General features: G+C 40.1%; 21 protein-coding genes. 1 reads left to right on the forward strand and 20 read right to left on the reverse strand.

The features are described from left to right. Nucleotides 1-162 precede the first annotated feature (162 nt). The 18 genes from IGI50_RS20780 to IGI50_RS20865 form a co-directional block, all read right to left on the reverse strand. A complete protein-coding gene (locus IGI50_RS20780) occupies nucleotides 163-1737 on the reverse strand; it encodes a hydantoinase/oxoprolinase N-terminal domain-containing protein (protein WP_438778392.1) in 1575 nt (524 codons plus the stop codon). Then, on the reverse strand, nucleotides 1725-2822 hold the full coding sequence (locus tag IGI50_RS20785) for a DUF917 domain-containing protein (protein WP_438778393.1): 1098 nt from the start codon (nucleotides 2820-2822) through the stop codon (nucleotides 1725-1727). The genes IGI50_RS20780 and IGI50_RS20785 overlap by 13 nt, the downstream gene beginning before the upstream one ends. A gap of 3 nt (nucleotides 2823-2825) precedes the next feature. Then, entirely contained in the window at nucleotides 2826-4118 is a 1293-nt protein-coding gene (locus IGI50_RS20790) for a cytosine permease (protein WP_438778394.1), read from the reverse strand. A gap of 141 nt (nucleotides 4119-4259) precedes the next feature. Then, nucleotides 4260-5741 carry a PucR family transcriptional regulator gene (locus IGI50_RS20795; protein ID WP_438778395.1) on the reverse strand — a complete coding sequence of 494 codons (1482 nt, stop codon included), beginning with the start codon at nucleotides 5739-5741 and terminating at the stop codon, nucleotides 4260-4262. A gap of 203 nt (nucleotides 5742-5944) precedes the next feature. Then, the gene (locus IGI50_RS20800; protein ID WP_028021054.1) at nucleotides 5945-6823 is read right to left on the reverse strand and encodes a TSUP family transporter; all 879 of its coding nucleotides are present in this window, start codon (nucleotides 6821-6823) and stop codon (nucleotides 5945-5947) included. An 18-nt stretch (nucleotides 6824-6841) separates the two neighbouring features. Further along, nucleotides 6842-7858 carry a proline racemase family protein gene (locus IGI50_RS20805; RefSeq protein WP_010744008.1) on the reverse strand — a complete coding sequence of 339 codons (1017 nt, stop codon included), beginning with the start codon at nucleotides 7856-7858 and terminating at the stop codon, nucleotides 6842-6844. A 246-nt stretch (nucleotides 7859-8104) separates the two neighbouring features. Beyond that, nucleotides 8105-8584 carry a glycine/sarcosine/betaine reductase component B subunit gene (locus IGI50_RS20810; protein ID WP_438778396.1) on the reverse strand — a complete coding sequence of 160 codons (480 nt, stop codon included), beginning with the start codon at nucleotides 8582-8584 and terminating at the stop codon, nucleotides 8105-8107. Between the two features lie 26 nt (nucleotides 8585-8610). Continuing rightward, complete coding sequence (gene prdD / locus IGI50_RS20815) at nucleotides 8611-9348, reverse strand: proline reductase cluster protein PrdD (RefSeq protein ID WP_438778442.1); 738 nt, start codon at nucleotides 9346-9348, stop codon at nucleotides 8611-8613. A gap of 197 nt (nucleotides 9349-9545) precedes the next feature. Continuing rightward, nucleotides 9546-10271, reverse strand: a complete 726-nt coding sequence (gene prdB / locus IGI50_RS20820; protein WP_081630564.1) for a D-proline reductase (dithiol) protein PrdB — start codon at nucleotides 10269-10271, stop codon at nucleotides 9546-9548. A gap of 3 nt (nucleotides 10272-10274) precedes the next feature. Further along, a complete protein-coding gene (locus IGI50_RS20825) occupies nucleotides 10275-10580 on the reverse strand; it encodes a CBO2463/CBO2479 domain-containing protein (protein ID WP_035019875.1) in 306 nt (101 codons plus the stop codon). Nucleotides 10581-10589: 9 nt separating this feature from the next. After that, a complete protein-coding gene (gene prdA / locus IGI50_RS20830) occupies nucleotides 10590-12488 on the reverse strand; it encodes a D-proline reductase (dithiol) proprotein PrdA (RefSeq protein WP_438778397.1) in 1899 nt (632 codons plus the stop codon). A 25-nt stretch (nucleotides 12489-12513) separates the two neighbouring features. Continuing rightward, on the reverse strand, nucleotides 12514-13803 hold the full coding sequence (gene prdC / locus IGI50_RS20835; RefSeq protein ID WP_174520513.1) for a proline reductase-associated electron transfer protein PrdC: 1290 nt from the start codon (nucleotides 13801-13803) through the stop codon (nucleotides 12514-12516). Nucleotides 13804-14341: 538 nt separating this feature from the next. Then, nucleotides 14342-15703: a peptide MFS transporter gene (locus IGI50_RS20840; protein WP_438778398.1), complete on the reverse strand. Its 1362-nt coding sequence runs from the start codon at nucleotides 15701-15703 to the stop codon at nucleotides 14342-14344. 25 nt (nucleotides 15704-15728) lie between these two features. Beyond that, nucleotides 15729-16610 carry a proline iminopeptidase gene (pepI, locus tag IGI50_RS20845; protein WP_010744017.1) on the reverse strand — a complete coding sequence of 294 codons (882 nt, stop codon included), beginning with the start codon at nucleotides 16608-16610 and terminating at the stop codon, nucleotides 15729-15731. Nucleotides 16611-16625: 15 nt separating this feature from the next. Next, a complete protein-coding gene (locus IGI50_RS20850) occupies nucleotides 16626-17702 on the reverse strand; it encodes a M24 family metallopeptidase (RefSeq protein WP_010744018.1) in 1077 nt (358 codons plus the stop codon). A 528-nt stretch (nucleotides 17703-18230) separates the two neighbouring features. Continuing rightward, nucleotides 18231-18695 (reverse strand): threonine/serine exporter family protein, encoded by a 465-nt coding sequence (locus IGI50_RS20855; protein WP_010744019.1) that lies wholly within the window; start codon nucleotides 18693-18695, stop codon nucleotides 18231-18233. A gap of 79 nt (nucleotides 18696-18774) precedes the next feature. After that, nucleotides 18775-19533, reverse strand: a complete 759-nt coding sequence (locus tag IGI50_RS20860) for a threonine/serine ThrE exporter family protein (protein ID WP_028021063.1) — start codon at nucleotides 19531-19533, stop codon at nucleotides 18775-18777. A 132-nt stretch (nucleotides 19534-19665) separates the two neighbouring features. Continuing rightward, nucleotides 19666-20736, reverse strand: a complete 1071-nt coding sequence (locus tag IGI50_RS20865; RefSeq protein WP_028021064.1) for a M24 family metallopeptidase — start codon at nucleotides 20734-20736, stop codon at nucleotides 19666-19668. Between the two features lie 195 nt (nucleotides 20737-20931). Between IGI50_RS20865 and IGI50_RS20870 the strand changes: the two genes are divergently transcribed. Continuing rightward, the gene (locus tag IGI50_RS20870) at nucleotides 20932-22833 is read left to right on the forward strand and encodes an alkyl/aryl-sulfatase (RefSeq protein WP_438778399.1); all 1902 of its coding nucleotides are present in this window, start codon (nucleotides 20932-20934) and stop codon (nucleotides 22831-22833) included. Nucleotides 22834-22897: 64 nt separating this feature from the next. On the opposite strand, the gene IGI50_RS20875 is transcribed toward IGI50_RS20870, so the two are convergent. Both IGI50_RS20875 and IGI50_RS20880 read right to left on the reverse strand, forming a co-directional pair. Continuing rightward, nucleotides 22898-24412, reverse strand: coding sequence for a chloride channel protein (locus tag IGI50_RS20875; RefSeq protein WP_438778400.1), 1515 nt, complete (start codon nucleotides 24410-24412; stop codon nucleotides 22898-22900). A 58-nt stretch (nucleotides 24413-24470) separates the two neighbouring features. Beyond that, a complete protein-coding gene (locus IGI50_RS20880; protein WP_438778401.1) occupies nucleotides 24471-25556 on the reverse strand; it encodes a replication initiator protein A in 1086 nt (361 codons plus the stop codon). Between the last annotated feature and the right edge of the window lie 256 nt (nucleotides 25557-25812).

A 25812-nucleotide genomic window follows, 5' to 3' on the forward strand; every position in this document is an offset into this window, starting at 1 on the left:
GTCTATTTACGCCCAATTTATAACGATTGTCACTTATCATAAAAACGTTTTAAATAATGCTGCCCGCTTTATTAGAGAAGCATAAAAAGTGCGTCACCTAGATATTAGGAAACGCACATTGTTCACTTATTTTCTGAAAAACTGATGGATTAGCTGAGCGGTTTAGCTCCTAACTTTTTCCATTGCTGTTGCTTTAGAAAAGCTTAATTTCCCCGCCACTTTTACCTTGATGTTCACGGCTTGCTTAGGCAAATAAGCTAGTGGAATAACCTCTACAAAAACGGTCTTCAGAGTATCCTGAGAAGCACCTGATGTTACCGCCGCTTGTCTTGCAGCTTCAATCGCGATGTCTACTACTTCCTCTTGAGTATGATGCTCCAAAGAATAAACAGAATTTACTTCACCCGCTACCTCACCTAAAGCGGCCCCAATAGCGTTCGCGGCATCATAATTGTCTGGAATAATGACTTCAGATACACCCGCCATTGTTTCTGGCAAGATGATACTTCCGCCGCCAACTAAAATGGCCGGGATCTCTTGACTATCCGTTTTCATCTGATCAATCGCATCTTCAATCAGTTCTTTTATTTTTTCCTTGGCTTGAAAAACCAGCGCTTCATCCAACTTCTGTGAAATAGCTCCATCAACAGGGTGGTCTGTTTTGTTCGCAATGGCGATATCTGTTGTGCACAGAACCTTTCCGCCAAAGGATAGACTCTCCTCTAAGATTCGGTAGCCTAAGCTATCTGGTCCGACTCTAAAAGGCTCCTCCTCATGAATAAGCGTCCCGCCGCCTAATCCAATAGAAAGTACATCAGGCATTCGGAAATTTGTTCTGATTCCTCCAATTGTCGTCGCTAATGACGATTCTCGAGGAAAACTGTTTTTTAGCACCCCAATATCTGTGGTTGTTCCACCGACATCAACAACTAGAGCATCCGTCAAAGAGCTTAAATGTGCGGCCCCACGAATGGAATTCGTTGGCCCACATCCGATGGTCAATACTGGATAATTCAAGGCTTTTTCTAAATCCATCAAAGTACCATCATTTTGACAAATATATACAGCTGCTTCTAGATCGTTATTCTTCAACGCCTCTTTTAATCCAGAGATCATTTGAGCAATTGTTTCTGTAAGAGCTGCATTCAAAATGCTCGCATTTTCTCTTTCCAGCAATCCTACTGAGCCGATTTCACTAGACAAAGTAACTGGCACGCCGAGTTCTTCTTGAACGATCGCAGCCACTTGATTTTCTTGCGCATTACTTACAGGGGAAAAGACGCCAATAACTGCAACTGCTTCGACTTTTCCTTTCATCTGTTGACAAATTTCTCGAATTTCATTTTCATCCACTTCTGCGATCTTATCGCCATTGTATTCATAACCGCCAGAAGCAATAAAAGACTGCGCACTCATCTGGCTAGCAAGATCCTCCGGCCATCCAACCATTGGCGCAACCGCCGTTGTCGCTGGCTTGGCTAGACGAATTATGCCAATCTTACTCAATTCTTTTCTTTGGACAATGGCATTTGTACAATGAGTCGTCCCTAACATCACTACACTGATTTTTTCTGTCGGAATGTTCGTTTCTTTTAGAATCTTTCTTATCGCTACATTGATCCCCTGACTGACATCCTCCATCGTAGGGCTTTTAATTTTTCCTATACAATTTAATGATTCATCTAAAATCGCGCAATCTGTATTGGTCCCGCCAACATCAATTCCTAATCGATACATATACTTTCTTCTCCCATCAATTCTTCCACCGGTGTGTACTCTATTTCGTAGCCAAAATATTTAGGACCCGCTACTTCAATGCCTTTTTCTGTTCGCCACTTAGGATCACAGGCTAGAGCAATCACATGAACTCGGGAACCATACCGTAAAGTCTCTGTTGTAATCGGTTTTCCTGTCTCATAATCCAACGCACAAATCAAATCTGGTGTAGATGCAAGAACTTTCCCATTTTTACTAGCCAACAATAGTTCATTTTGAAAAAGTAACTCTAGCTTCTCTCCTTTGTTACAGCCAATTCCTGCTAACGTGGCTTTTCCTTTTGTAAAGCCACCTTCGACATTACGTTCGATATGATCAATTTTTCCTTCAAACAAAGAGAAGCCATTTAAAAGAGATAATAATCTTTTGACTGGAGAATCAATTTCATTCAGACTTGATAATTCTTCTCCAATTTTTTTAGCTAGTGATAACGTACCGCCGATACCGCATTCTTTAACAATTTTTCCGGGAAAAATATTATCAGCCATGTTCGCACTCCCACCCATGACATCTGTAACAGCACGAGCAATCTTCTCTGACCATGCTCCATCTTTCGGATAATAAATAATCCGATTTCCCTGACTATCTGCCATTGACACAATCTCTGGTTGGTAGCCCTTCAAAAAGAAGGTCACCATTTGGGACTCAGGAAAAGCTCGCCCCATCGCATCAGCATCAACAATTGGCAGACCCATCTTAGCTGCACAGGCAATTGGCAGTAATGAGTTTCCTCCTCCAATTTCAATGGGCATAATCGCTTGCGTTCTTTCCGGAAAAAAATCTTTTAACGCTTCGGCAGGCGCATATATTTCTTCTTCTGAAGCTATTTTTTCATTCGAAACAGACGGTGCACCGATAGAGCCGACAGGCATAACTAACTCCTCATCATCTAACTCGTCCAGCTGCAATACTTTCACTGGACCATATTTTTGAATTGCTTGCATCGCCATTAACTTACCAACAAAAGGATCGCCACCTCCGCCAGTTCCTAATAAAGTTGCTCCAACTGAAATATTCTCTAAATCTTTTTCCGTGATCCATTCCATAAGTTATTTCCGTCCTTTAGTTAATTTCGTTAAAACAAAATAGCAGATCCCTGCTACAATAATTCCGTCCAAAGCAGAAACATTGGTTAAGGTGAATAGTCCAAAACCTGCAGGCGGTTGACTTGTCATAAAAGCAACCGTACTTCCAATCACCCAAGAAATAATAGATACCGGATAATAATCCTGTAGCTTCTCCTCGTAGGAAAACTCATACTTTTCTTTATAAAGAAAATAATCAATCATATAGATTCCAGCAATTGGAGAAACTAACACTGTAACAATCGATAAGAAGTTTTCAAACATTCCATAAATACCAAACATGGCCATCAAAATCCCTAAAGAACCACAAATAACTGTGATCACTTTAGGATTCACTCGTTTGAATACGATTGAAAAATCTAAAGAAGCCGAATAAAGATTGTTCGTATTCGTCGTCCACTGCGCCAGCGTCAAAACTAAAATAGAGGGAATCCCCAAGCCTAAAGCAAAGAATACCGCCGTAAGATCAGCCGTCTTCATAACCTTTACCAGAATCAATGAAATAATGATCATAAAGCTATTCCCGATCGTAAACCCGACAAACCCTGCAATCATCGCTTGTTTAGGATTTTGCGCCCATCGAGCAACATCTGGAGCCATTACTACCCCTACCATATACACGCCGATTACAAGAGAAACCGCCAAACCAAAAGAAATCGTTGAAGCTTGAGGCGGGATAGCTAATCCCGATGCGCCATTTTTATTGATTGACATAATTGTTGCCACGATAATCAATGCCGCCAATAGTGGAACCGAATAAGTACACAGCTTTTCAATCGCTTGATAGCCCCAAAACGCGGAAAGCATCATTAAACCGCCGCCAATTAAAGATAGCAACCATGATGGAACAGTCGTACTTGTTAATTGACTAATCGCTGATCCGATATTCTCTGCAAAAAAACCAATTTGAACGCCAAACCAGCCTAAAGATGAAATTCCCATAATGGCTCCCATCAGCGATGCACCCTTCTTGCCAAAAGAAATTCTGGATATCATCCCTGTTGACAAACCTGCTTTGGCCCCAATATAGGTTGTACCAATCGCTAGCACACCTAAGATAATTGACCCTATTGCCACTGCTGCGATAGCTGTCCAAAAGGCCATGCCTTGAGACAACGCGACCCCCATAAACATTCCTGACAAGTCGATACCAATTGCAATCCAAACCATACTAATTGATAACCAACGTTTTCGATCTTTTTCAGGGACTCGTTCTCTCTCATAATTTCCCGAATTCGTTTCTACCACTTCTTCCATAATTTCCCCTCATTTCTGAATATTCTGATAAATAAATATTTTATCATTATAGCTAAATGAGAAAATAATGGCTATGTTATTAAGACAAAAGAAAGGAAGTCGTTTTGTCCAATTAGACAAAACCAGCTTCCTTTCAATGTTTTATTTATATTTTCGATAATAAATCAAGTTTTTTATCAATAAGTAGCGTGATGCTGTATGAGAAAAAGATAAGCCTAATCGTTCTTGTGCTCGTTTCAAGCGATATTTAATCGTATTATTATGCAAAAAAAGTAAATGAGCCGTATCATTTATGTTTTCGTTACAATCTAAAAAGAATGCTGCTAAAGTATCGATCAACTCCTCCTCTAAATAACGATCTAAAAAAATAGAGGCAGTTTCTTGTGTTACATCTTGCAGCAAGTAAAGATCTTCAGGATAAAAATAGTGCTTTCGCGGAAAGACCCGCTTACTATCCTCTATTTGAGTTTCTATATGGTTCATTTGAGACGAAACAGAACTCAAACCCATGAATTCTCCACTAATAAAAACATACTCTGAAGGCAAATCATTTAAAGAGAACGCAGCATACGGTACTTCTTCTGAAACATTGACAATCACCCATTCCAGATTTCGCTCTTTATAATAGATTCCCTTCAGCTGAATATTGCGTTCACTTCTCTTCGCTGTTTGTCTCTCGAAACAATACAATCTTAAGGGCCTGCTTCCATCTACGCCTTCTTTTTGAGCCAATAAATCAGCAGTATGATAATCTCCTGTCTGACAAGCCGAAAAGAATTGCTGTCCCGTATTTAACAACTGTTCTTCTCCAAAATACTTAATTGTCTTTTCGATAATTGTTTTTATTCCCTCCAGCTGTTTTTCTGCCAAAGGCTCCTTTTTAAAAATCGTTAAATAATACTGATTTTCAACAGCCGTTAGGTTCAAATGAACATCCGTTTGGAAATAATAAATCTGATTAAACTCTATCGGAGAATTTTTCACTCCCATAGCTGTATTTTTTTCTGCAATGATTTCTCTCAAGCTTTGATCTAGACTTCGTGGCCATGTCTTTGAAAGTAGAACCTCCTCCTCACGGCTCTTAATGAATAGGCTGCATTTGAATTTGTCGGATAAAATGCTCAGTGCGGTCTCAATTTGATTGGGCGGTGGCAAATGACGAATGGTCTCTATCAAAATGTCCAGATGCGGTTCTAATTCGTTTTCCTCTTCATTAATGTATGATAATGCTTCGGATATAACTTCACTGTACCGCAGGTCAATCCGGTTTACGGGCATTAAAATTAAGACCATGTTCAGTTCATTCATTTTTTCAATCAATTTCTCCGAAACATCCGGCATGATCAGTCCAACATAATAGAGGACAATTCCCAGCTGATTATGCTGATGTAAAATGGAAACAATCTCAAGCTGTTTCTCTATATTTTTCGCAATTTGAGCAAATGAGGTAAGAACCAGTTCGTTTCCCGAATACTCTCCCTTAATAGGCATCTGACTATATAAACTTGGTTCCGAAACCTCTAAAACAGTGATTGTAGTAACCAAACATTGGCTTTGAGACTCACCAGCAATTATTTTAGCCTCTTTCATTGAAGGCAGTCTCAATATATCTTGAACATTCATTTATCCTCCTCCAATCCTGAAAACGTTTGGCTTATTCTATCAAAAAATAAATATAATTTCATTGTTTTTCAGTATTTTTCGAGCCACCATTCATTGAACAGAAAAAGAACCCTGCTTGAAGCTCTTTTGGCTTCAGACAAGGTTCAACATAGTGATTATTTTTCAGCAACCGTTTAAAATAAGACGGAAGCTTTTACTTTTTATTACGCTGCAGTTGCTGGCTTACGACTCTTTAAGATATAGGTAATACCCGTATATACAATTACACAGATAATGATCCAAGTTAAAATATCTAAATTCAAGCCAGTGACAAATTTCGCTGCAATAATTACACCGATAATTCCACCAATAGTAATAGCTAAACTAACTTTACGAGCATAATCTCCCTCTTTAACAAAGTTAATACTTGCGACTGGCATTAAACCTGCACAAGATCCCATCATTACAGGGAAAGCTACTAACGGACTTAATCCCAACATATACACCATAGCCATACATGGCGCATATAGACCAACACCAATTGTCATCAACGCACCTAAAATAAAGTTAATGACAATACCAATTACTAATTTGATTCCTGTCAATGCAGTTGCAGTATTTCCTTCCCCTAACATATTCAACATGCCGGTTTGACGTAACGCCATAAGAACTGCAGTAACAATCAATGCCCAGCCCATCCAAAATTGAACTTTCTTTTCTGGCAATTTCGTTACAAATTTAGAACCGATAAATGAACCGATCGTCGCTGAAATAATCAAAGAAAATAGCGTCATAGGTGCAACATCAACAACTGTTGTAAAGATGAACGCTTCAACCAATACCGGAATGGCATGGGCAACGTTTAATGTACCTGGAAGTAGACGGTCAGCACCTAATTGTTTAGTAAAATCTAACAGCATTGCTGTTGGTGCAAAACTTCCGATCCCTAAAGTATCTAAAAAGTCAGTAACGAAACCAATAACTCCTGATACAGCCCAATTCCCATGACCTAAATCGCTTTTATGTTTGACTAAATCCCTTCCCATTACGAATGAATGCATTAAAATCAAACCAACATAAATCGCTAATAATAGTGTTACCATATTACCCCTCCTTCATTTCTATCCTAAAAGGAATCCATCCTTCAAGGAATCTTTCGGATCAACTAAGAATGAGTTGTATCCAGTGACATACGCGGAACCCGTTACACGAGGAATAATTGCTTTGTATCCTCCGACTTCTGCTTCTTCAACAATTTCACCTTTAAACTTCGTGCACAAAATACTTTCATACACAAATGTGTCGCCAACTTTCATTTCGCCCTTGCCATATAATGTCGCAAGTTTTGCACTTGTACCCGTTCCACAAGGAGAACGGTCCACTTGTCCGTCACCAAATACAACAACGTTTTGATAGGTCGCATCTGGGCTTGTTGCTGGACCATAAAATTCCACAAGGTCAACCGTCTTGATGTGATCCAGTGTCGGGTGTTGGATCTCGATTTGCTCATTTACTGCATCACGAATAATCATGCCGAGTTCATTAAATTTCGACGCGTTTTCTGGTTTGATTTCTAGACCGATGGATGAAGCTGGCAAGATAGCAAAGAAGCTTCCACCGAAGGAAATATCCATGGTCAATTCACCGATTTCAGGAACATTGACGGTTACATTTTCTTTATAAAGGAATGATTCCACATTCTCGAATGATACTGACTCTGCTGAGTAGTCTTCATCTAAATGCACCGTTCCGTGAACGATTCCCGCTGGTGTATCCTGAACAACTTTTACTTCACGGTCGCCTTCTTTTACATCGATCCAGCCTTGTTCAACCGCTGAGGTCATTGCTGCAATCGTATTATGACCACACATATTCAAATAGCCGCCTGAATCCATGAAAATAATGCCATAGTCAGCTTCTTTGTGAACAGGCTCTGTAATAAAGGCACCAAACATATCACGGTGTCCACGTGGTTCCAGCATCAACATTCTACGCAAGTCATCTGCTTCGTTTTCTAAATACGCTCTCTTTTCAGCCATTGTTTCTCCAGGGAATTTTGGTATTCCACCGATGATTAAACGAGCAGCTTCACCTGCTGTATGTGTGTCGATTGCTGAAATCATTTTTGATACTTTCATGATTGCCCTCCTTGTTCGTATTAATGAATGATTTTTCCTCTTGAAAAAATCGTCTGTTTCTCACGCCGTATATCATTCTGCTAAAGTATTTGTACTTTTATTTACTGCGAAAAGCAGAACTGACATCCTTATTCATGTTAAGGTATTGATTTTTTTTGTCAAAAAATCGTTTGATTCTCATGCTGTATAGCCTCTTAAGGCTTTTATATTACTAGTGCTTATCTTTGTGAAATGCAGATCGGATAATTAACGTATCTGTTGATTGTCCTTACGCATTTTTAATTTAATTGACGCAAGCGCTTTAACTGCATCTCGTTGATTGATCGTATTTTCACCAACTACTTCTGTTTCGATACCAGCTTCTGATTTATTAAAGTCTAAAACATGCTTCGTAAAGTCATTTTCTACAACAAATTTCGCTTGTGTACCAATGAACTTAAGTCCAATCACACTGATATCTCTCCGTCCGATTTCTTCTAAGGTGTTCGCAAAATCTACATCCGAATTTCCCCAGCCATCCGTTGTAGCGATTACACCATTCGTGCGCATTCCTTCTAACCAGGCAGCGGTTCGCTGTCCGACTAAATACTTCATGGCATTACTTTGGGGTGTCCCTACTACAACGACTCCTTGAAAATCAATGTCAGGATCTTTTCCTAGAAGATTGACGAGCGGATCTTGAAAGTGATGCAGTGATGTTTCCTTCGTTGATGGGCCTATTCCCATAACGCCACCACCTATCCGTTATTCAGTTAAACCATGGAACGAATCGCTCCATCGCGATACTCATTTGCTGTTAGGAAGACGGGCATATTGTTCATATCAATGATAGAACAGCCACCCTTAAAACCACTTGGTTCATTTGGATAAAGCAGCATATCATACATCGCCCCTTGACCAGCCACTTGTTTGACCAAAGCAACTTTAGGTTTTCCAGGATTGATATTCTCTTCATACACATGTGACTCGCAAGAATCTTTGCCTTCTAACATCTTCATTCTTTCACGAATTTCTTGGATAAAATCATCCACAATCGCAAACATTTTGAGACAGAGCTCACGATTAAAAGGAGTCCCCTTTTTCGCTAATAGATCTACTAAAATGATGTAGTCGTCAGCGTTAGGCGTCCCTGCTCGATTCAATACTAAATGATCACGCAAAACACCTTCAGACGAGCCAAATTCATGCATTTGTTCTCCATCCTCGATCGCTCCTGTCATAACGACAGAAACACCGGTAAGTGTATGCGTGATCCCTGAACCCAACACACCCAACACTTTCGTGGAAATCGGAATGATATCCATGATGGTGTTGGTTTCAACATCATGTTGGTGTGGTGGGAGTAATCGAATCGTCAGCTTCTGAATAGCGGCGTCCTTACAGTCAAAGTCTTGATCAATTTGTAACTGATTTGGTTTGACACGAAAGCCGTCTCCAACGGAAACTTCTTCCATGTGAAACACTTTGATCTTTAAAGTTTCGCCTCGCATCATTCACACCTACTTTCAACGTAAGCGGCGATTAATAAGTAGCGTCTCCAGAAACAAGTCGAAAATTCACAAAAATTTGAAAAGCACCAAGTAGGTACCAATCAACATCAGTTCCTACGTCACTGTGTTTCTTGGCAATTTTAGGAATTTTTGCCTTATTTCTCGACGCAGAGCACTTATTAAATCAGCCTCTTGATTTAGACGTGGGCAATGTATTCATAAGGTAATGGAACAATTTTCCCTGGCGTTTCGATTGATACTAATGCTTCTAGAGTATCCTTCATGATACCTGTCTGCATTTCAATGTTATGTGGTTCACCTGCATTGGCGCCCATTGGTACGCGTGGTGCAACGGCACGTGGAGTACCATTTTGACGTACAACTGGTGGTAATGCGGCGATTAAAATAGTAGGAATTCCCGCTTCCTCAATAGCTCTCTGCACGATCACGGCAGTTCTATGACAGGTTCCTCAGCCAGCGGTTAAAATAACTGCATCGACTTCTTCTTCTACTAATTTTTGAGCGATAGCTGGTCCAGTCACATCGTGGAATGCGTCTTGGTCTCCACCACCACCCATAAATGCGTAGTGTACAGGGGCAGATTCTTTAATGAATCCTTCCGCTGCTAATTCGTGTAGACGGTCTAATGGGAACATTGCGTTAATGTCGCGGTTTGCATCGGCATTATCGTATCCACCATGAGAAACCATCAATTCATCTGTTGATGCTGTATCTGGTACTTCACGGAAAGAAGTATCTCCCGCTAAGTTAAACCGTTTATCTGTTTTTAAGTGTACGCCGGCTGCTGTTGCTAATGCCACACGCATTTCTTTAAGCTCTTTTTTCACAGGGGTAAAGACAGATTTTGGCGTAATCGGCACAAAAATTTCTGACTGTAACCCTTCAAAGACTGTTAAGCCCATGTGTTAATTCTCCTCTCCTGCTTCTTCACGTTTTCTTCTGGCTTCGGCCCGACGACGTTCATGCTCATAAATAGCAGTTTTGTAATGCTCGTCCGGCTCTTCCGCCAAAACTTCTGGATAGGTCATTAAAAACCCAACTTCTTGACCGATTTCTAAATCATATTCAGAAATGATCATTCGACGGGGTATTTTAAGCTGGCCTAATCGACCCTTTAAGTCGATCGTAACGCTGGCATCGTGAAGTTCAACGATGATCCCTTCAAACATTTGTTCCGTCGAAATATATTTGAGTTTGTTCATTCCATCCATTACTTCACCTTATTCTACTTCGTAAATTTCTTGGCGTTTTTTACTCTTAGGCAAGACTTGTTCATTATCTACTAGGTCGATCTTCTTACCAGTAGTCTTTTCAATGATTTCAATGTTGTTTGCTTTCACATTTGGGTTCCATTTACGTTCAGCGGCTTTGATTGTTCCGCCACCCATTAATGTTTTCAACATTGCTAAATCACGAATTGCGTCTTCTTTACAAAGTGTGTTGTTTGAAAGGATTTCATTTTCGATCCCTTGCATAGATTTGTTGTTATCTACCATTGCAATCATTTCTGGGTTCCCAACAACTAGCGCACCTTGTACAGCCGAATAAGAGTCTCCGACAACTTTAATGCCGCGTTTACCGATTTCTTCGATATGAGAAGCAAAGTCGATATGGTTGTTACCAAATCCTTCAGTAGTAACAATCGCGCCGTCAACGTCCATTGCTTCGATTGTCATACCTAAACGTTTAGAAACATAGTATTTTTCAGTATTTGCTTGCGGAGAACCAACAAACATAACACCGACTAAATCGATTTCTTCGTCTTCCATCGCTTCACGTACTAATGGTTCTCTCCAATAGTGACGAGAAGTTTCTTTTGATGCTGGTCCAATACATGTTAACGCGTGGATACCACCATCTAATACTTCTGTTGGCGCTAAAATAATTGGCAGATTTCCTAAGTCAACGTTAGGTTTTGCTCCCAATGTTCCAACTGGTTCGATTGGCATAATCAAGTTATCGTGCATCGCACCTTGACCCATGATTTCTTTAACAATGATCACGCGTTTGTTACCAATACGACGTTTTTGTACGATTTCATCTTGCGCTACCACTAGAGATTCGTCTGCTTTTTTAACAGCTTCACGAATTTCTTGTGTAATGTAGTCAGATGCTTTATGAGCGGCTAATGGTCCAGGACGTTCCATATTCGCGCCTTCTTTGATTGTTACTTGTGTTTTGATGAAGATTTCGCCTTTATCTGGTGCACCAGGACGTCCCCACATGATGTTACGGTCTAATTCACCTTCAGATGAACCGAATTCTCCGATTTGTACACCATTTGCATCTGTTCCTGTAAGAACCATAACAACGCCATCTAACACACGAGTAACGCCATGGCCGATATCCGCACCATCAACTTTGGCAGCGATTGGTTGTACGTCCATGATCGTTTCACTATATTCGTTGTATTTATCTGGTGTAATAATTTCAAAAGTAACACTTTCAACTAGTTCTTCTAGTTCTGCTGCTTCCGCACACATATCTTCCATTTTACGTAAAACTAAAGTTGTGCCGTCAATTTTCGTTTCCTCACCAAAGATCACTTTTTCAATCTTCATGTGGTCACGACGAACTGAACGAACGACTTTTTCTTCTACTTTCGCTTCTGGAGCTGCAGCTTCTTCAGCTGGCGCTGGAGCTTGTGCCGCCTCAACTGGAGCAGCTGGTGCTGCTGGAGCAACGCCCATTTGACCTGCAATAGCCATTGGCACTTCTAAATCAATGCCGCGTCCTTCAGCAATATGGATCTTGATCGTTTGTCCGCCAACTGGCGCAACTGGTGCTACCGGAGCAATAGGAGCAACTGGTGCTGGAGCAGCTTCTTCAACAGGAGCTTCCTCTTCCGTTGCTTCTTCAGTGTCTTCAGAAACACCATCTAATAATTCTCTTGTTAATGGAACCAACGCATCCGTTGTTTCTTTCAATGTGGTACCAAGTACCTGTTCGATTGTTAGAGTCGCTTCAGGCAATTCTAATAAACCTGAATCCTCTAAATCTGGGAAGATCGCTGGATCTTCTAAATCATCTGGAGCAATTACTTTGCCTGCTTCTGCACGGCAACATAATACTGCAGGGTCTTTGGCATGTTCTTGAGCAGTTTCTGCTGTAATAGACATTCGTTAAATCCTCCTAAAATTTTGTTTAGTTTGTAGGTAATTTACGATATAGTCTGTGACCATCTGCCCGCAGTACATGATCTGTATGATGATAAACCGGAACTCCTAACCTAGGAGCTACACCCATGACGGTGTTCGTTCAATCGGAACAGGATCCAGTCATCACTACTTCTGCTCCTTGTTTCTTCAAGGACATTACAGTAGCAGCTTGACCTGGACAAATACCTGGCAAGGCACATCTATATCTTCCATTTACTTCTACCATTCGCTTGCATCTTTCAGCAGCGACAACTTCTGCGCCCATGTTATTCGCGATTTCAGTCATTCGTTCCGCTGACCCGCCACATTCGCAGATCAAAAGACCAACCTTACGACTTTCTTGAGGGAACGGCATTGCGACTAATACGCCACCACTTGTTTTAGTGATGGGTGTCATCTCATCACCGCTTCTTCCAGTCATTGGTCCGCCGATAACGATCTCGCCATGTGGTTCAACGTAACCACCGACATTATTGATCAATGTTTTGACCGGTGTTCCGATTGGCACGTCAACAAAGACAGTTTCCTTTTGTTTTACACGACCAGAAACAGTCACGTCTTTGTCAATGAACGGTTTGCGATCTTCAATTGCTTCTGCGATTCGTTTGATCGTTTCCACATTGTCGATCACTGCACCAACTTCAGTTGGAAGCTGGCCTGGTTCTAAAACAATGTCCATTACTTCACGAACGATCATACGCTCATCCCCTGCTGGATAAATATCCGGCAATTGGTAAACGTCAAGCGTTGGTTCGTTGTCCACTGCTTTTAATAAACGCGTTACTAACACACGGTGTTTGCCTTTTACCGCAATCACCCCTTTAGGCGCGTTCGTCATTTCCATACAATACTTCATCCCGCGAATCAATTGATCGATATGTTCGCTCATTTGCTTCACGTTATGAGCTAGCAACGCTTCACATTCTGCCCCGTTTGCGATAAATGTTCCTTCTGGAATATCACAAGCTAGCTTTAAGAATGTTGGGAAACCTGCTCCCCCAGCACCGACAATCCCTGCAGCTTCGACTGCCTTTGCATACGAATCTGTTTCTGGAATAGGCAGATAGTTAGAAAAATCTTGTTCCTCATCAATCGTTAGAACAATATTGTCTCCATCTACATCTACTACTTTTCCAGAAAAACTTGCATGGATGTTTGCACCTAAACCATTCGGCTCAGCAATCAGCTGTCCACGTTGAACTTGATCACCAGCCTTCACGATTCCTTTACAAGGAGCGCCGACATGTTGTTTTAATGGTATAAGAATTTGTGTCAAATTATTTCACCTCCCTGCTTTTTTGTTTGTTCGAACTTGAGCAAATCAGCCACCCGTAGTTCAAGTAAATGATAGCACAATCACCGAACTAGTAAAAGGTCGTTTCCTCAATATTTTGATATTTTCTGACAAACTACTTTTCAAATTGTCTATTTTTTTGAATTCTCTAATTGAATTTTCATCAAACTTTTCAAATAAGCAAAAAACGTTTACAAATACTAATTTTACACTATTCATGAAGATTGTATATTGTCGACAATCCCTACAAATCCTTAGTATGCCCTTTATTTGCACGCGTTATTTCACAAATTTATTCAGTAATAATTACCGTTATTTAACTGCCTGATTTACTCTCATTATCGGCATGCTCTATAAATTATTTTTATCAATAATCACACTTTTTTTAACTTTGATTTATATGTATAATCAATCACATAATGTAATGCTTTCCTTTCTTCCTCTAGTCAAAAGAATCATTTCCATTAAAAAAGCTCTCACCTTTATAAGGCAAGAGCTTGATGAAACTGATTCAAAAAAATTATTCGGCTGTTTCTAATTTGTCTAAAGTTTTACTGCCAACCCATAAGATTAGACCAAGAACAATAACGATTGCACCTAAGATACCATAACCCATTTGGAAGTCGCCAGGTACATCTGTTTCTAACATGCCATAAATGATTGGATAGATCATTTGAGAGAAGAATACCGCTATTGTCCAGAATCCTAGCAACATTCCCATGAATTTCGCGGGTGCCAGTTTGGAAATGAAGGAGTTCCCTAATGGAGAGAAGACCATTTCACCGACAGACATTAATAGGCTGACCAAAACAAGCCACATAATTCCAGTACTACCTTTTCCTACGATATCGGCAATAACCATTACCACATAAGAAACACCTACGAGCATCATACCTAGAGCTGTTTTCTTAAACATACTCATATCGCCTTGAGGACGAGCAGCTAATTTTGTCCATAAACGTCCCAAAATTGGGCCTAAGATGATACATGTCAAAGCGTTCATTGAATCAAAATAAGACGTTGGAACCTTGAAGTTCCCCACTACCCAGTTTGCACGTTCTAAGAACCCAGCACCATCACCATAGCCAAAGTAGTAGTACGCTGGCATGTAAGCCATATACCAAACCATCCAAAAAACAACTGAGAACATTGTTACTAAGAAAATGGCAATCATCCGTTTTTTGTCACCTGAAGTTAACTTCTCATCCGCCCCATCGGCTTTTTTACCAGCCGATTCGAATTTACGTTGGTCAACTTTAAATGGTTTTTTACCGGCATCACCCAAGGCGCGCCCATTAGCAACAAACCAAATAGCATCGAAAATTAATAATAGCCCACAAATCAAAAATACAAAGTTGAAACCAAATGGTTTAATCAATAAAACCAAAAATGTTGTTCCGATAAATGACCCGATATTTACGAATGAATACTGAATCGAGAAGGCTTCATTTAACTCTTTCTCATCATCAAATAGCAACCCATTTACCCCGGAAAGATTGCCTTTAAACAAACCTGTTCCCAGAGCTACTAAAACAGTCATCACAACTACCATGCTCATGGAATTTGCCCAAAAAGCCAAGGAATAGCCGACACCCATCATTAACATCCCCACAGGAACACAAATCCTTGGACTGATCCAATAGTCGGCGATAATTCCCCCGATTGTCGGTGTGATATAAGTTGCAGCTACGAAGTAGGCCGAAATCATTGCACCTTGTGCTGTTGTCATTCCTAGACCACCTGTTGATGCGCTTGCTCGTGTTGCGATCCAAATCGCCAACATATATTTCGCTGTGTAAAAGGCCATACGTTCAAATGTAAATCCTAACGCACAGACATAAAACCCAAAAGGTTTTTTTGATTTTACTGGAGTTGTTTCCACTATCATTCCTTCTCTCTTTTAAAAATTAATCGTTTGCTGCTAACCATTCCGCTAACAGTTTCATGTATTTCTCACGTTCTTCAACAAAAGGCATATGTCTGCTGTAAGCAAACAGCTCCCATTTTGCTCCTGGAATCGCGTCATACATCGTTTTCGCTACTAAAGGTGTACACAAATCGTTTGTGCCGCTAGTAACAAGTGTCGGGATAGTGACATCATGTAATTTTTCTGTGTAATCATATCCCTGCAATGTTCCCTCCGGCGAGTATTCGTTTGGACCCCAAGCTGTAACATAGCTTTCTGTACCTGCGACTTTTTCGCGCCACAATGGTTCTGGATCCTCTTTGGTGAATACTGGCGCCGCGTGGCGTACCATGAAACGGTCATTGGCAGCTAGATAAGCAGGATCATCGTATACGCCGGTTTCTTCAGCTTTTGCGATTGCTGCTTGATCTTCTTCCGACATGAATTTGATCATTCGATGTTGTTCTTGCGCCCACAGCTTTGCAGAAGGTAACGTACTAGAAAGGACCATACTCTTGATCCCCTTCGGTGCGTAATCGCAAACATAAATGATTTCCAACATTCCGCCCCAAGATTGTCCCAATAAATGAACTTCATCAAGACCCAAGTGTTCCCGTAAAGCAATCAGCTCATTGACCCATGTTTCAGCCGTCCAAAGCTCTGGCTGTGAAGGGACCGCAGATTTTCCACAACCTAATTGATCATACATGATGATCTGGCGGCCATCGACCGCCATTTCATCAAGGACTTCAAAATAGTTATGGGTTGATCCGGGTCCACCGTGCATGACAATCAATGGTTTCTTATTGCCTGATTGTTCACCAACAATTCGGTAATAAGTTTTATGCCCTAGATATGGCATATAGCCTTCTTCGATTTTCATACGTTGCGCGGCCTCCTAACCGATTACTTCTAAGTCTTTAGGATAATGATTCAAGTTTTCACAGCCGTCTTCTGTAACGATGACTAAATCTTCGATACGTACGCCCACTTCGCCTGGAATATAGATTCCTGGTTCAATCGAGAAGACATTGCCGACTTCAGCGACGTTATCGTTTGCTCCTGAAACATCGCCCGCTTCATGGCAATCGATTCCGATGAAGTGACCTAGACGATGTGTGAAGTATTCGCCATAGCCTTTTTCAGTGATATAGTCACGGGCAGCTGCATCAATATCAGACAATTTCACGCCTGGTTTTACTAAATCAATGGCACGTTGTGCAGCTTCTTTTACGATTTCATAGACCTCACGACCTTTATCAGAGACTTCTTTGTAGAAGAACGTCCGAGTCATGTCAGAGGCATAAGAATTCTTGATTCCCCCGATATCTAGAATGACAGAATCACCCGGTTTCACTTTTGAATCATCTGTTTCGTGATGAGGATCGGCTGCATTTGCGCCATACCCTACGATTGGGTCAAATGAGAAGCCTGTATTGCCTAATTCTTTGTAGATTTCGCCTAATTTGTCAGCCATTTCAGCTTCAGTCAATTCTTCCGGCAATAGCTTTTTCAAACGATCAATCGCGATCTCGTTATCTGCTTGCGCATCACGCATCAATTGTTTTTCTTCTTCGTCTTTAACAGCACGAACTGCGTCAGTTACTTCTGATCCGTTACCTAATTTGGCATCTGGAACAAGTTCTAACAAACGTAATAAGAAATGGGCAGGCCAATTCTTATCTACACCAATTTTTTGGTCAGTATCAACATACTCAAGCACTTTCTGCACAGCGTCGTCGGTATCATCAATAAATACTTTTTCCACGCCCAAGTCTTCTTCGATTGGGAATAATTTGTTAACGATCAATGTGTTCTTGTTCTCTGGAGTAATCACTAATACTAACAACCGTTCACCAGGATGAATCCAGCGACCAGTTAGATAGAAAATAGTTGTTGGATCTGAAACTAACAGTTGGCCATAACCTTGTTCTTTCATTTTTTCAATTACTCTTTCAACGCGACGTTCTTTCAAAATGTTTCACTCCTTTTATTGATATTGTTTGCCTGCTGGCATTATTAAAAACAGCTCTGTTTTCACGTAGCTGTTAATAATCATCTTTTCGCGGAATCGAACTGCTATGCAACAGTCTGGAATTAGCAATAAAAAATTGTTCAACTATTCACCTATCACTAGTTTTAAAATAACCATAAAATCATTGGGATTTCAAGTATTTCTGAGAAAAAATTTAAACTTAATTATTCGTATCCGCTTCCACTAGTTTACTATATCTTTTCGCTTATTTAAACGATTCTTAAAACTTTTTTTCAAAATCAGCGCTTATTTAGAATATTTAGAAAAATAAATGAGCCTAGTTGTATTATTTCTCGAGTAATTTTGCACCTTATCTCTTTCTCATGATTTTGTTTTTTTATTAAAAAAATGGGCAGAACAATAACATCTTAAAAGCAAATCATTGTATTTTTAATATTTTAAATACAAATAAAAAAACAGTTCTGTTATACAACAAAACTGTCTATAAAAACTGTTCCTATCATTTATTCACGACAATGAATTTTTATTCTTTTGCATTTTGTGATAAGAGTAGAAAAATTTGGGCGATAATTCATACCCTGCTGTAATACCCACAGCGATTGCGATCGCAATTTTTAAAACTTGGACACCAATTTGAGCCGCTTTGATGGAATCACCAATAAAAAAATTATAGGTAAAATTATAGATACCCATCCCAGGGACGAGACAGAAAATTCCGCAAATCAAGAAAATCGTGACTGGAGCTTTTAATGCAAATGATGCTTCTCTTGAAAGATAGATCAATACTAACGAAGCAATGAATGTCGCCGCTACTGGCGCTACAAAAAAATGCATGATAAACAAATAAATGAACCAGCCACAAGCACCGATAACACCGCAATGAACGTAGTAACAACGTGGAACCTCAAATAAGATCGCAAAAGAAATCGTTCCTAAAAAACCTGCTAAGATTTGAAACAAGCCATTTATCATTGGCTGCACTCCTTTCCATCACTATGGTAAAATGACGAATTCAATTTTTATTGGATGATCATTTCTTTTTTTATTCCTATCATAGAAAACTAAAAACACGTAAGACCAGTCCAACACCTACGGAGACACAAAGAGCTGTAATTAAAGCATAAATCATTTGCCCCCAGCCCGAGCTATAATCCCCATCAAACAAGTACCGAATACCATTCACCACAGCAACTCCTGGCAAAAGAGAAATAATTCCGCCGGTGATAAGACTCGTCAGCTGCAGCACAGGTATAAAATGAACGAATAAACAAGCCAAAATACTAACGAACGCACTGCTCGTGATAGTAGAAATAATATCTGACATATTAAACTTCGGTAATAAATACATTGAAAAACAAGCCAATAATACACCTAAAAAGAGCGCGCCGATTGTATCCCATAGACTTCCGCCAAAAATAAAACAAAAGCTGGCACTGCCAAATGCATAAGCAAAAATTTTTAAAGGATTCGAAGCAAAGGATTCATGCTTGATTTCCTGCAACCATTCATTGGCATCTTCTGGACTTAAACGCTTTTCGGTCAATCTTCGTGACAAGGTATTAATCTGTTCGATTCGCCCTAAATTGATCGGTGAAATTGGGATATCCCGAACACGGGCTTGAACAGTCGCATCTTTTAACCGCGCCGTCATAAAAATACCATTGATCAATACAAAGCTATCAAACTCTTTCAACTCTAAAGCCTCTGCAATATGACGAATGGTCGTCTCGATCCGTTTAATCTCCGCACCATTTTTCAATAATGTTTCGCCAATATCATAGACGAAATCAAACGCTTCCCGTTCATTCATCGGGCTTCCCTCCTTTTCAAACGAAAAAATCCGTAAATTTATACAGCCTCTAACGGTCATTTTTTAATAATTAAGTGTGAAAAAACGACGACAGCTCCTGCCGTCGTCGTCTTAGTATAGCTTATCCCACGCTTATAATTCAATCAAATCATGAGAAATACTAATCATATTTTCATAGCCGTCATCCGTAATTAAAACTTGGTCCTCAATCCGTACACCGCCCCAATCTGGAATATAGATTCCCGGTTCGATCGTCATCACCATACCTGTTTCTAAAACATCATCATATTGTTCATCAATGTATGGTAGTTCATGTACGAACAGACCAATACTGTGTCCGATGTTTCGATAAGTATATTGCGGATATTCGGTTCCTTCCAGCGGTTTCAATGAGGCTTGATAAATATCTTTTACTGCTGCTCCGTTCTTCATTACCGCTTCCGCTGCTTCCAAGCTTTGTTTTTCTAATTCATACACTTCCCGTTGCTTATCCGTAGCTTTTCCGACAACAACGGTGCGTGTCATATCAGACATATAGCCTTCATATTGACAGCCAAAATCCATTAAGACAAAATCGCCATATTCAATTGATTTTTTTGATGGGATCCCATGTAATAACGACGTATTCGCTCCAGAAATCAAAATATTTCCATAAGGCTGAGTGTCCGCGCCTTCTTGTACCATGTACATCGATAGTCTAGCTGCTAAATCTTTTTCAGTGACCCCAACTCGGATGTCATCCAAAATTCGATTAAAAGCCCGACAAGAAATTTCACAAGCGTTGCGCATATATTGAATCTCTTGCGGAGACTTAATTGCACGCATACGATCAATCACACCGCCAGCTTGTACGAACTCAGCTGTTGTTTTCGATGTAAAATCAGAATACATATCATAGGTTAGATAATCCGCTTCGAAAGCGATCGTTTTTAAGTTTTTCTCACTAGCCAAACGGGCCACAGTGTCTCCGACAGTCCGTCCCGGCAAGCGCCAGTTGATGATTTCATACTCTGGTACTTCAATGTCCGCTTGTTCAGTATAGCGCGGATCTGTCAAAAAGTATTGTCCCTCTTGTGTGAGCAAAATAAATGAATCGTCTCCTGTCCAGCCGCTAGTGAAACGAACATTTACTCTTTTGGCAATAAAAAAAGCATCCAGTTTCTCTTTTTCCAAATACGCACGAATCTTTGCTTCGTTTAACATTGTCACACGTTCCTTTCTGTTTTGAAGTTCTAGCCTTCTAATGAATAGAGTAGCAGTCAGCAGAAGTTTGGTCAACGCTTTCAAAAATAAGTTTTGCAAACATCTAGGATTCAGCAGGAATTTGACACACTTTTAAGAAAACGCTTACTATATTATTGGATGCTGCTGTTTATTACTACCGAGGAGGAAAAAATTATGGAAAAAGCAAGTCGCTGTACTTGTCAAAAGAACCAACAGATGATGGATACGTTACCTTTTGATAGCAATTCTGAATTGGCATTAGCCCAACAAAATTGTGTTGCCGCTTTTGATAAGCTTGAAATTAAACAAGACGACAAAATTATTTGGAGCCAAAAAGCATATTACTTTTTAGAAAAAGATTGCCCAGATTCAGCAAATCCAAGCTTATGGGAAAACGCCCGCTGCAATCACCAGACAGGCTTATTTCAAGTAACCGACAAAATTTTTCAACTTCGCGGATTCGATATGGCTAATTTAACACTGGTACTATCTCCCAAGAATACTTGGTTGGTTTTTGATACCTTGATGAGCATTGAATGTTCTAGAGAAGCGATTGAATTTGCCAATCATTGGTTCGAAAACAATCATTATCCAACAGTGGATGACCATATTGCCTGTATTATCATCAGCCATTCACATGTCGATCATTTTGGTGGCATTCGCGGGCTGTTTCCTGATTTTAAATTAGATCCAACGATCCCCATTCTAGCACCAGTAGGATTTACTGAGGCGGCCATCTCGGAGAATCTGATGGTTGGTAAAGCAATGGGCAGAAGAGCTGGCTATCAATATGGAACCTTTCTTGAGAGGAACGCTACAGGGGCACTATCCATCGGAATTGGACAAGGACAATCATTAGGGACCGTCAGCTTTGAACTGCCGACAAAAGAAATTACTAAAAATGAAACCCTCACGATAGATGCGTTAGAATTAGTCTTTCAATTAACTCCTGGTACAGAAGCCCCAGCAGAAATGAATACATTTCTTCCCCAGTATGAAGCACTTTGGATGGCAGAAAATTGTACCTGTACCATGCATAATTTATATACTCTAAGAGGAGCACAAGTTCGTGATGCAAACGCTTGGTCAAAATATCTATTAGAGGCTAATCATCTATTCGGTGACCGTGCGAAGGTATTATTCCACGCTCATACTTGGCCCCGATATGCCTATGAAGACTCCAATACCATTAGTGATTATCTCATTTCACAAGCACGACTATACAAAGGAATCCATGATCAGACCTTATGCGCTATCAATAAAGGCTATACAATCAATGAAGTTGAACAGCAGATTCACTTACCAAAATCCTTAACGGAGAAATGGTATTTACGTCCTTATTATGGAACGCTGAGTCACAATAGCAAAGCTGTCTATCAGAAATACATGGGCTGGTATGATTCTAATCCCGTCAATCTCGATCCATTGCCACCTATTGAGGAGGCACAAAATTTCGTTCGCTATATGGGTGGCGCTGCGAATATTTTAGAGAATGCAGCCATCGATTATCAAAATGGAAAGTATCGTTGGGTAGCGAAGGTTACTAATCTCATCGTGTTTTCCGATCCAAGTAACCAAGAAGCACGCCTTTTATGTAAAAAAGCACTTACTCAGCTAGGGTATCAGGCAGAATCCGGAACTTGGCGTAATGAATATTTATCTGGTGCCCTTGAGCTAGCTAATGGTGCGTCAAAAGATCCCGATTCCTATGCAAATAGTTCACAAGATATCATTAGTCATCTTACAGGTGAAATGCTGCTGAATTACCTTAGTTTATTGACTATCTCTACAGAGAAACAGCTATCCGGAGTCGTTCTTTTTGAAGATGATTGGACATTTGAAGAAGGCATGTATCAACAATACACTTCTTGCTATCATCTGGATTATTGGCAAGGAATTTTAACCTATTATCCAGTTCACTCAAGCCATTGGAAGAATGACACGCCTCTTTTCCACGGGAAAAGAATGGCATTTATGGATCAACTGCTGAATAAACCGATAAAAGAGCTGGAAGAATGGCATTCAGTGTTTGAAATCAACACCGTCGATCGCTATTTCAATCTCATTGAGCCTTAAAAACTTTCCGTAAAAAATACAAAAAATCAGCAACAATTGATCCACGGATCAATTGTTGCTGATTTTACTTACGACGATGACGACTCATTCGAGTCATTGGTGTATCAGAAGTCGTTTTGTCTGTTTTAACGGGTGTTTCCTTTTTCGGCTCACGCGGTCTTTTGGCTTCTTTCCGTGCTAAAATCTCTCGTTTTGGCTCCGTCACACGCGGCTGCAGATCTGCTTTTTCAGCTTTTTTACGATCTGCTGCTTTTCTTAGTTCCGAAACATCCCGCGTCTTTTCCTCATTTTTTACCGATGGTTTTTTCGTCCGTTTCGGTAGTTCAGGAAGTTTGAAGGCTTTGATGGTCTGTTCCTCGTGGAAAAAAGGAACCCGCTGTAAAAATAGATTGCCTAAATATCCGGCCAACCAAATCCATAAGAACAGCTCCACTGGGAACAACAGTAAAAATAGACACGCGGTTGCTAGAGGCTGCTTCAAAATCACCGCACAGGCACTCGCTGTAAAAACAGCCACCAATAATCCAGGTGAGTATGGAAGCAGATTCGCAAACGCTAATCCTGTCGCGATACTAGCAAAAATCATTGGAAAAATGGTCCCGCCGCGCCAGTTACAAGCCAAACAAATCATTGTGATGGCCACTTTACCGAAGCCAATCAATAGTAAAAGGAAAAAGTTCATTGTCTCTGCTTGACGAGTAAAAGACAATAAATTATGCTCACCAGAAAATAGAAAATACGGAGAAATCGTCCCCAACAAACCTAAGAGAAGGCCGGAAAAAATAGCTAAAGGTAGAGGATTTCGAATTCGTTGATTCAATTTCTCCCCTCGTTCCCGCAAAACTAAGAAAAATTTTCCAAACAAAGCGCCTAAGAGAATCATTGGGATAACCAGTAATAAGCCTTGCCAAGTAAAACTACTCTCCATTCGTCGAATCGCAAAAACCTGCTCTTGATTAGGAAAAATACTATACGTTAAAAGATATCCAATAAAACCAGTAAAGGTAGTAAAAATATACAAAACGTATTTCTGTAGTTTACTTTCCGTAACAACTTGCCAATCGTCCCGTTCCACTGAACGCCCGACACCAAACAGCGGGGTCATAAAGATAACACCCAGCGAAGTTCCGACACCAAACTCAATCAGATCAGATCGCTGATCTTCAGCAATTTTTCTTCGATCAGCAACGTAGGTAATTAAGCCGCCAAGTAACGCGACTAGTGCAGCCTCTGGTCCTAAGCTTGCACCAAAGAATAAGACAATCAAGGAACCTAAAAGATTCCTTATCAGCTTTCCATCGTGATAATCTATTCGCTTCGTCTCCTGAAATTCTTCAAAAGATTCTTCCAGCGTCCGAGGGTAACGGCCGAAATGTTTAACAAAAAAACCGATTGCCACGCCCCCGATAGTACAGACAATCAAGGGATAAAATCGCGGATCGCCAATCGCTTTAGGCAAGATCTGCCATATCAATTGATTTCCCAGCTCCGTCAGCCCCATAAATAAAGCCACAATGACTCCAACAGCAATCCCTAAAAATCCGCTGTAGCCAAAAAATGCTAGTTTAAACTTATTCATAAAAAATTTAACCTTTCTCTAGATAGACTCCGCTACATTATAACAAAGGTTTGGGTTCTTAGGAGACTTTTTTAGCGACTTTTTGTGATTTTACAGGCTTTTGTCGCGTATTTTTTTGCTGAATCGTCAATTGCACAAATGAAAGCGTTTGTTGCAGTTCTGGTGTTAATTGATAATGATCGACTAAGTATTGGCGTGTCTTTTCCGTAAAGAAGCCCTTCATGAATGCAAAGAAGAAGCCTTCAGGATTTTTCACTGTCTTAAAGCGATACATTTGCTCTAATGCTTTCGCAATCGCGTCACTGATATCTGATTTAAAATACTCATTGTGTTCAAAGGTTAGCACTTCTGCTTCAGCAGGGAGTCCAGCGTTGATATATTGCTGCGTACTTGCATATTTCGCCTTAAAAATCGTGTCAACAAACCAACGTGCCTTTTGATAATTGCCTTTGCAAAACGGCAAGAATCGATTAAACGCCTGTTGCGGCAATAAATGTGCATAGCGCGCACTTAGCCCTTCTATGAGGCTATCCTCTTGAGAAGTTTGGGTATTTTTTGTCGCGTTGCGTGTTACTTTTGTTGCACTTGTGGTTTGTTTTGCTAAATGTTTTTTTGTACTTGTAAGCAAATTTTGCGTGTTCGAGGACGCAGATTCTGCTTCTCTATCCACAGTGGATAATTCCTCTTTAATTTCTACTTCTTTGTTTTCCACAGGAGCCAAGGATTTAGTACTTGTATAATTTTTGAAGGACAACTGTACAACAACATTTTTATCTGGTGCTTTAGGATTTGCGACATAGATACGATAATTTTTAAGTCCATGTCGAAGAACCTGGATTAAACCAGCTTCAATTAGGCTATTCTTCAAATTTGTGACTTTCCGTTCAGAAACGCGTAATAATGTTGCAGCTTCTTCATTGGAAAAATAAATGTATGGATGCCCGGATTCATCAAGCCAGCTACCATCTTTTTCTGCATGATAAATACTACATGTCATACGCATGGTGTACAAAGCATGAAGCATCATGGCTTCAATGGAAAGAGTTTTATATTGTGGATTGTTGATTAAGTTTAAATCAATTGGAATATAATTGCCGTTGGGTAAGTTTGCGGCGGTCATGATGTTATCTAAATTTGTGGACATGACAAAAAAACCTCCTTAGTTCACTCTCAAAGTTGTTACGAAAGTTTTAAAGGAATGCTTACTGTCACAAGATATCTGATTGAGAAAGTAACCAAAATATGGTATACTTAATAAAGGTTAGGCAAACACCAATTTTTCTAACCCTTATAAGTTTATCTAAATGTGACAGGCTAATTCGCCAAAATTAGCTCAAACCTTTGAGTTTAAAGATCGCCAAATCTTTAAACTCTTTTTTTTTCGTTTTTTTCTACATGTA

Source organism: Enterococcus sp. DIV0170 (genome assembly GCF_051710765.1).
GTDB lineage: Bacteria > Bacillota > Bacilli > Lactobacillales > Enterococcaceae > Enterococcus_A > Enterococcus_A raffinosus.

Bases quoted from the DNA above. Each gene is read 5' to 3' on its own strand.
- IGI50_RS20855 (WP_010744019.1), bottom strand. From the start codon at position 18,695: ATGATAAATGGCTTGTTTCAAATCTTAGCAGGTTTTTTAGGAACGATT.
- prdA (WP_438778397.1), bottom strand. From the start codon at position 12,488: ATGTCTATTACAGCAGAAACTGCTCAAGAACATGCCAAAGACCCTGCA.
- IGI50_RS20780 (WP_438778392.1), bottom strand. From the start codon at position 1,737: ATGTATCGATTAGGAATTGATGTTGGCGGGACCAATACAGATTGCGCG.
- IGI50_RS20860 (WP_028021063.1), bottom strand. From the start codon at position 19,533: ATGAATGAACGGGAAGCGTTTGATTTCGTCTATGATATTGGCGAAACA.
- IGI50_RS20790 (WP_438778394.1), bottom strand. From the start codon at position 4,118: ATGGAAGAAGTGGTAGAAACGAATTCGGGAAATTATGAGAGAGAACGA.
- IGI50_RS20870 (WP_438778399.1), top strand. From the start codon at position 20,932: ATGGAAAAAGCAAGTCGCTGTACTTGTCAAAAGAACCAACAGATGATG.
- IGI50_RS20805 (WP_010744008.1), bottom strand. From the start codon at position 7,858: ATGAAAGTATCAAAAATGATTTCAGCAATCGACACACATACAGCAGGT.
- IGI50_RS20800 (WP_028021054.1), bottom strand. From the start codon at position 6,823: ATGGTAACACTATTATTAGCGATTTATGTTGGTTTGATTTTAATGCAT.
- IGI50_RS20785 (WP_438778393.1), bottom strand. From the start codon at position 2,822: ATGGAATGGATCACGGAAAAAGATTTAGAGAATATTTCAGTTGGAGCA.
- IGI50_RS20875 (WP_438778400.1), bottom strand. From the start codon at position 24,412: ATGAATAAGTTTAAACTAGCATTTTTTGGCTACAGCGGATTTTTAGGG.
- IGI50_RS20880 (WP_438778401.1), bottom strand. From the start codon at position 25,556: ATGTCCACAAATTTAGATAACATCATGACCGCCGCAAACTTACCCAAC.
- IGI50_RS20825 (WP_035019875.1), bottom strand. From the start codon at position 10,580: ATGGATGGAATGAACAAACTCAAATATATTTCGACGGAACAAATGTTT.
- IGI50_RS20810 (WP_438778396.1), bottom strand. From the start codon at position 8,584: ATGGGAATAGGCCCATCAACGAAGGAAACATCACTGCATCACTTTCAA.
- IGI50_RS20865 (WP_028021064.1), bottom strand. From the start codon at position 20,736: ATGTTAAACGAAGCAAAGATTCGTGCGTATTTGGAAAAAGAGAAACTG.
- prdD (WP_438778442.1), bottom strand. From the start codon at position 9,348: ATGCGAGGCGAAACTTTAAAGATCAAAGTGTTTCACATGGAAGAAGTT.
- IGI50_RS20795 (WP_438778395.1), bottom strand. From the start codon at position 5,741: ATGAATGTTCAAGATATATTGAGACTGCCTTCAATGAAAGAGGCTAAA.
- pepI (WP_010744017.1), bottom strand. From the start codon at position 16,610: ATGAAAATCGAAGAAGGCTATATGCCATATCTAGGGCATAAAACTTAT.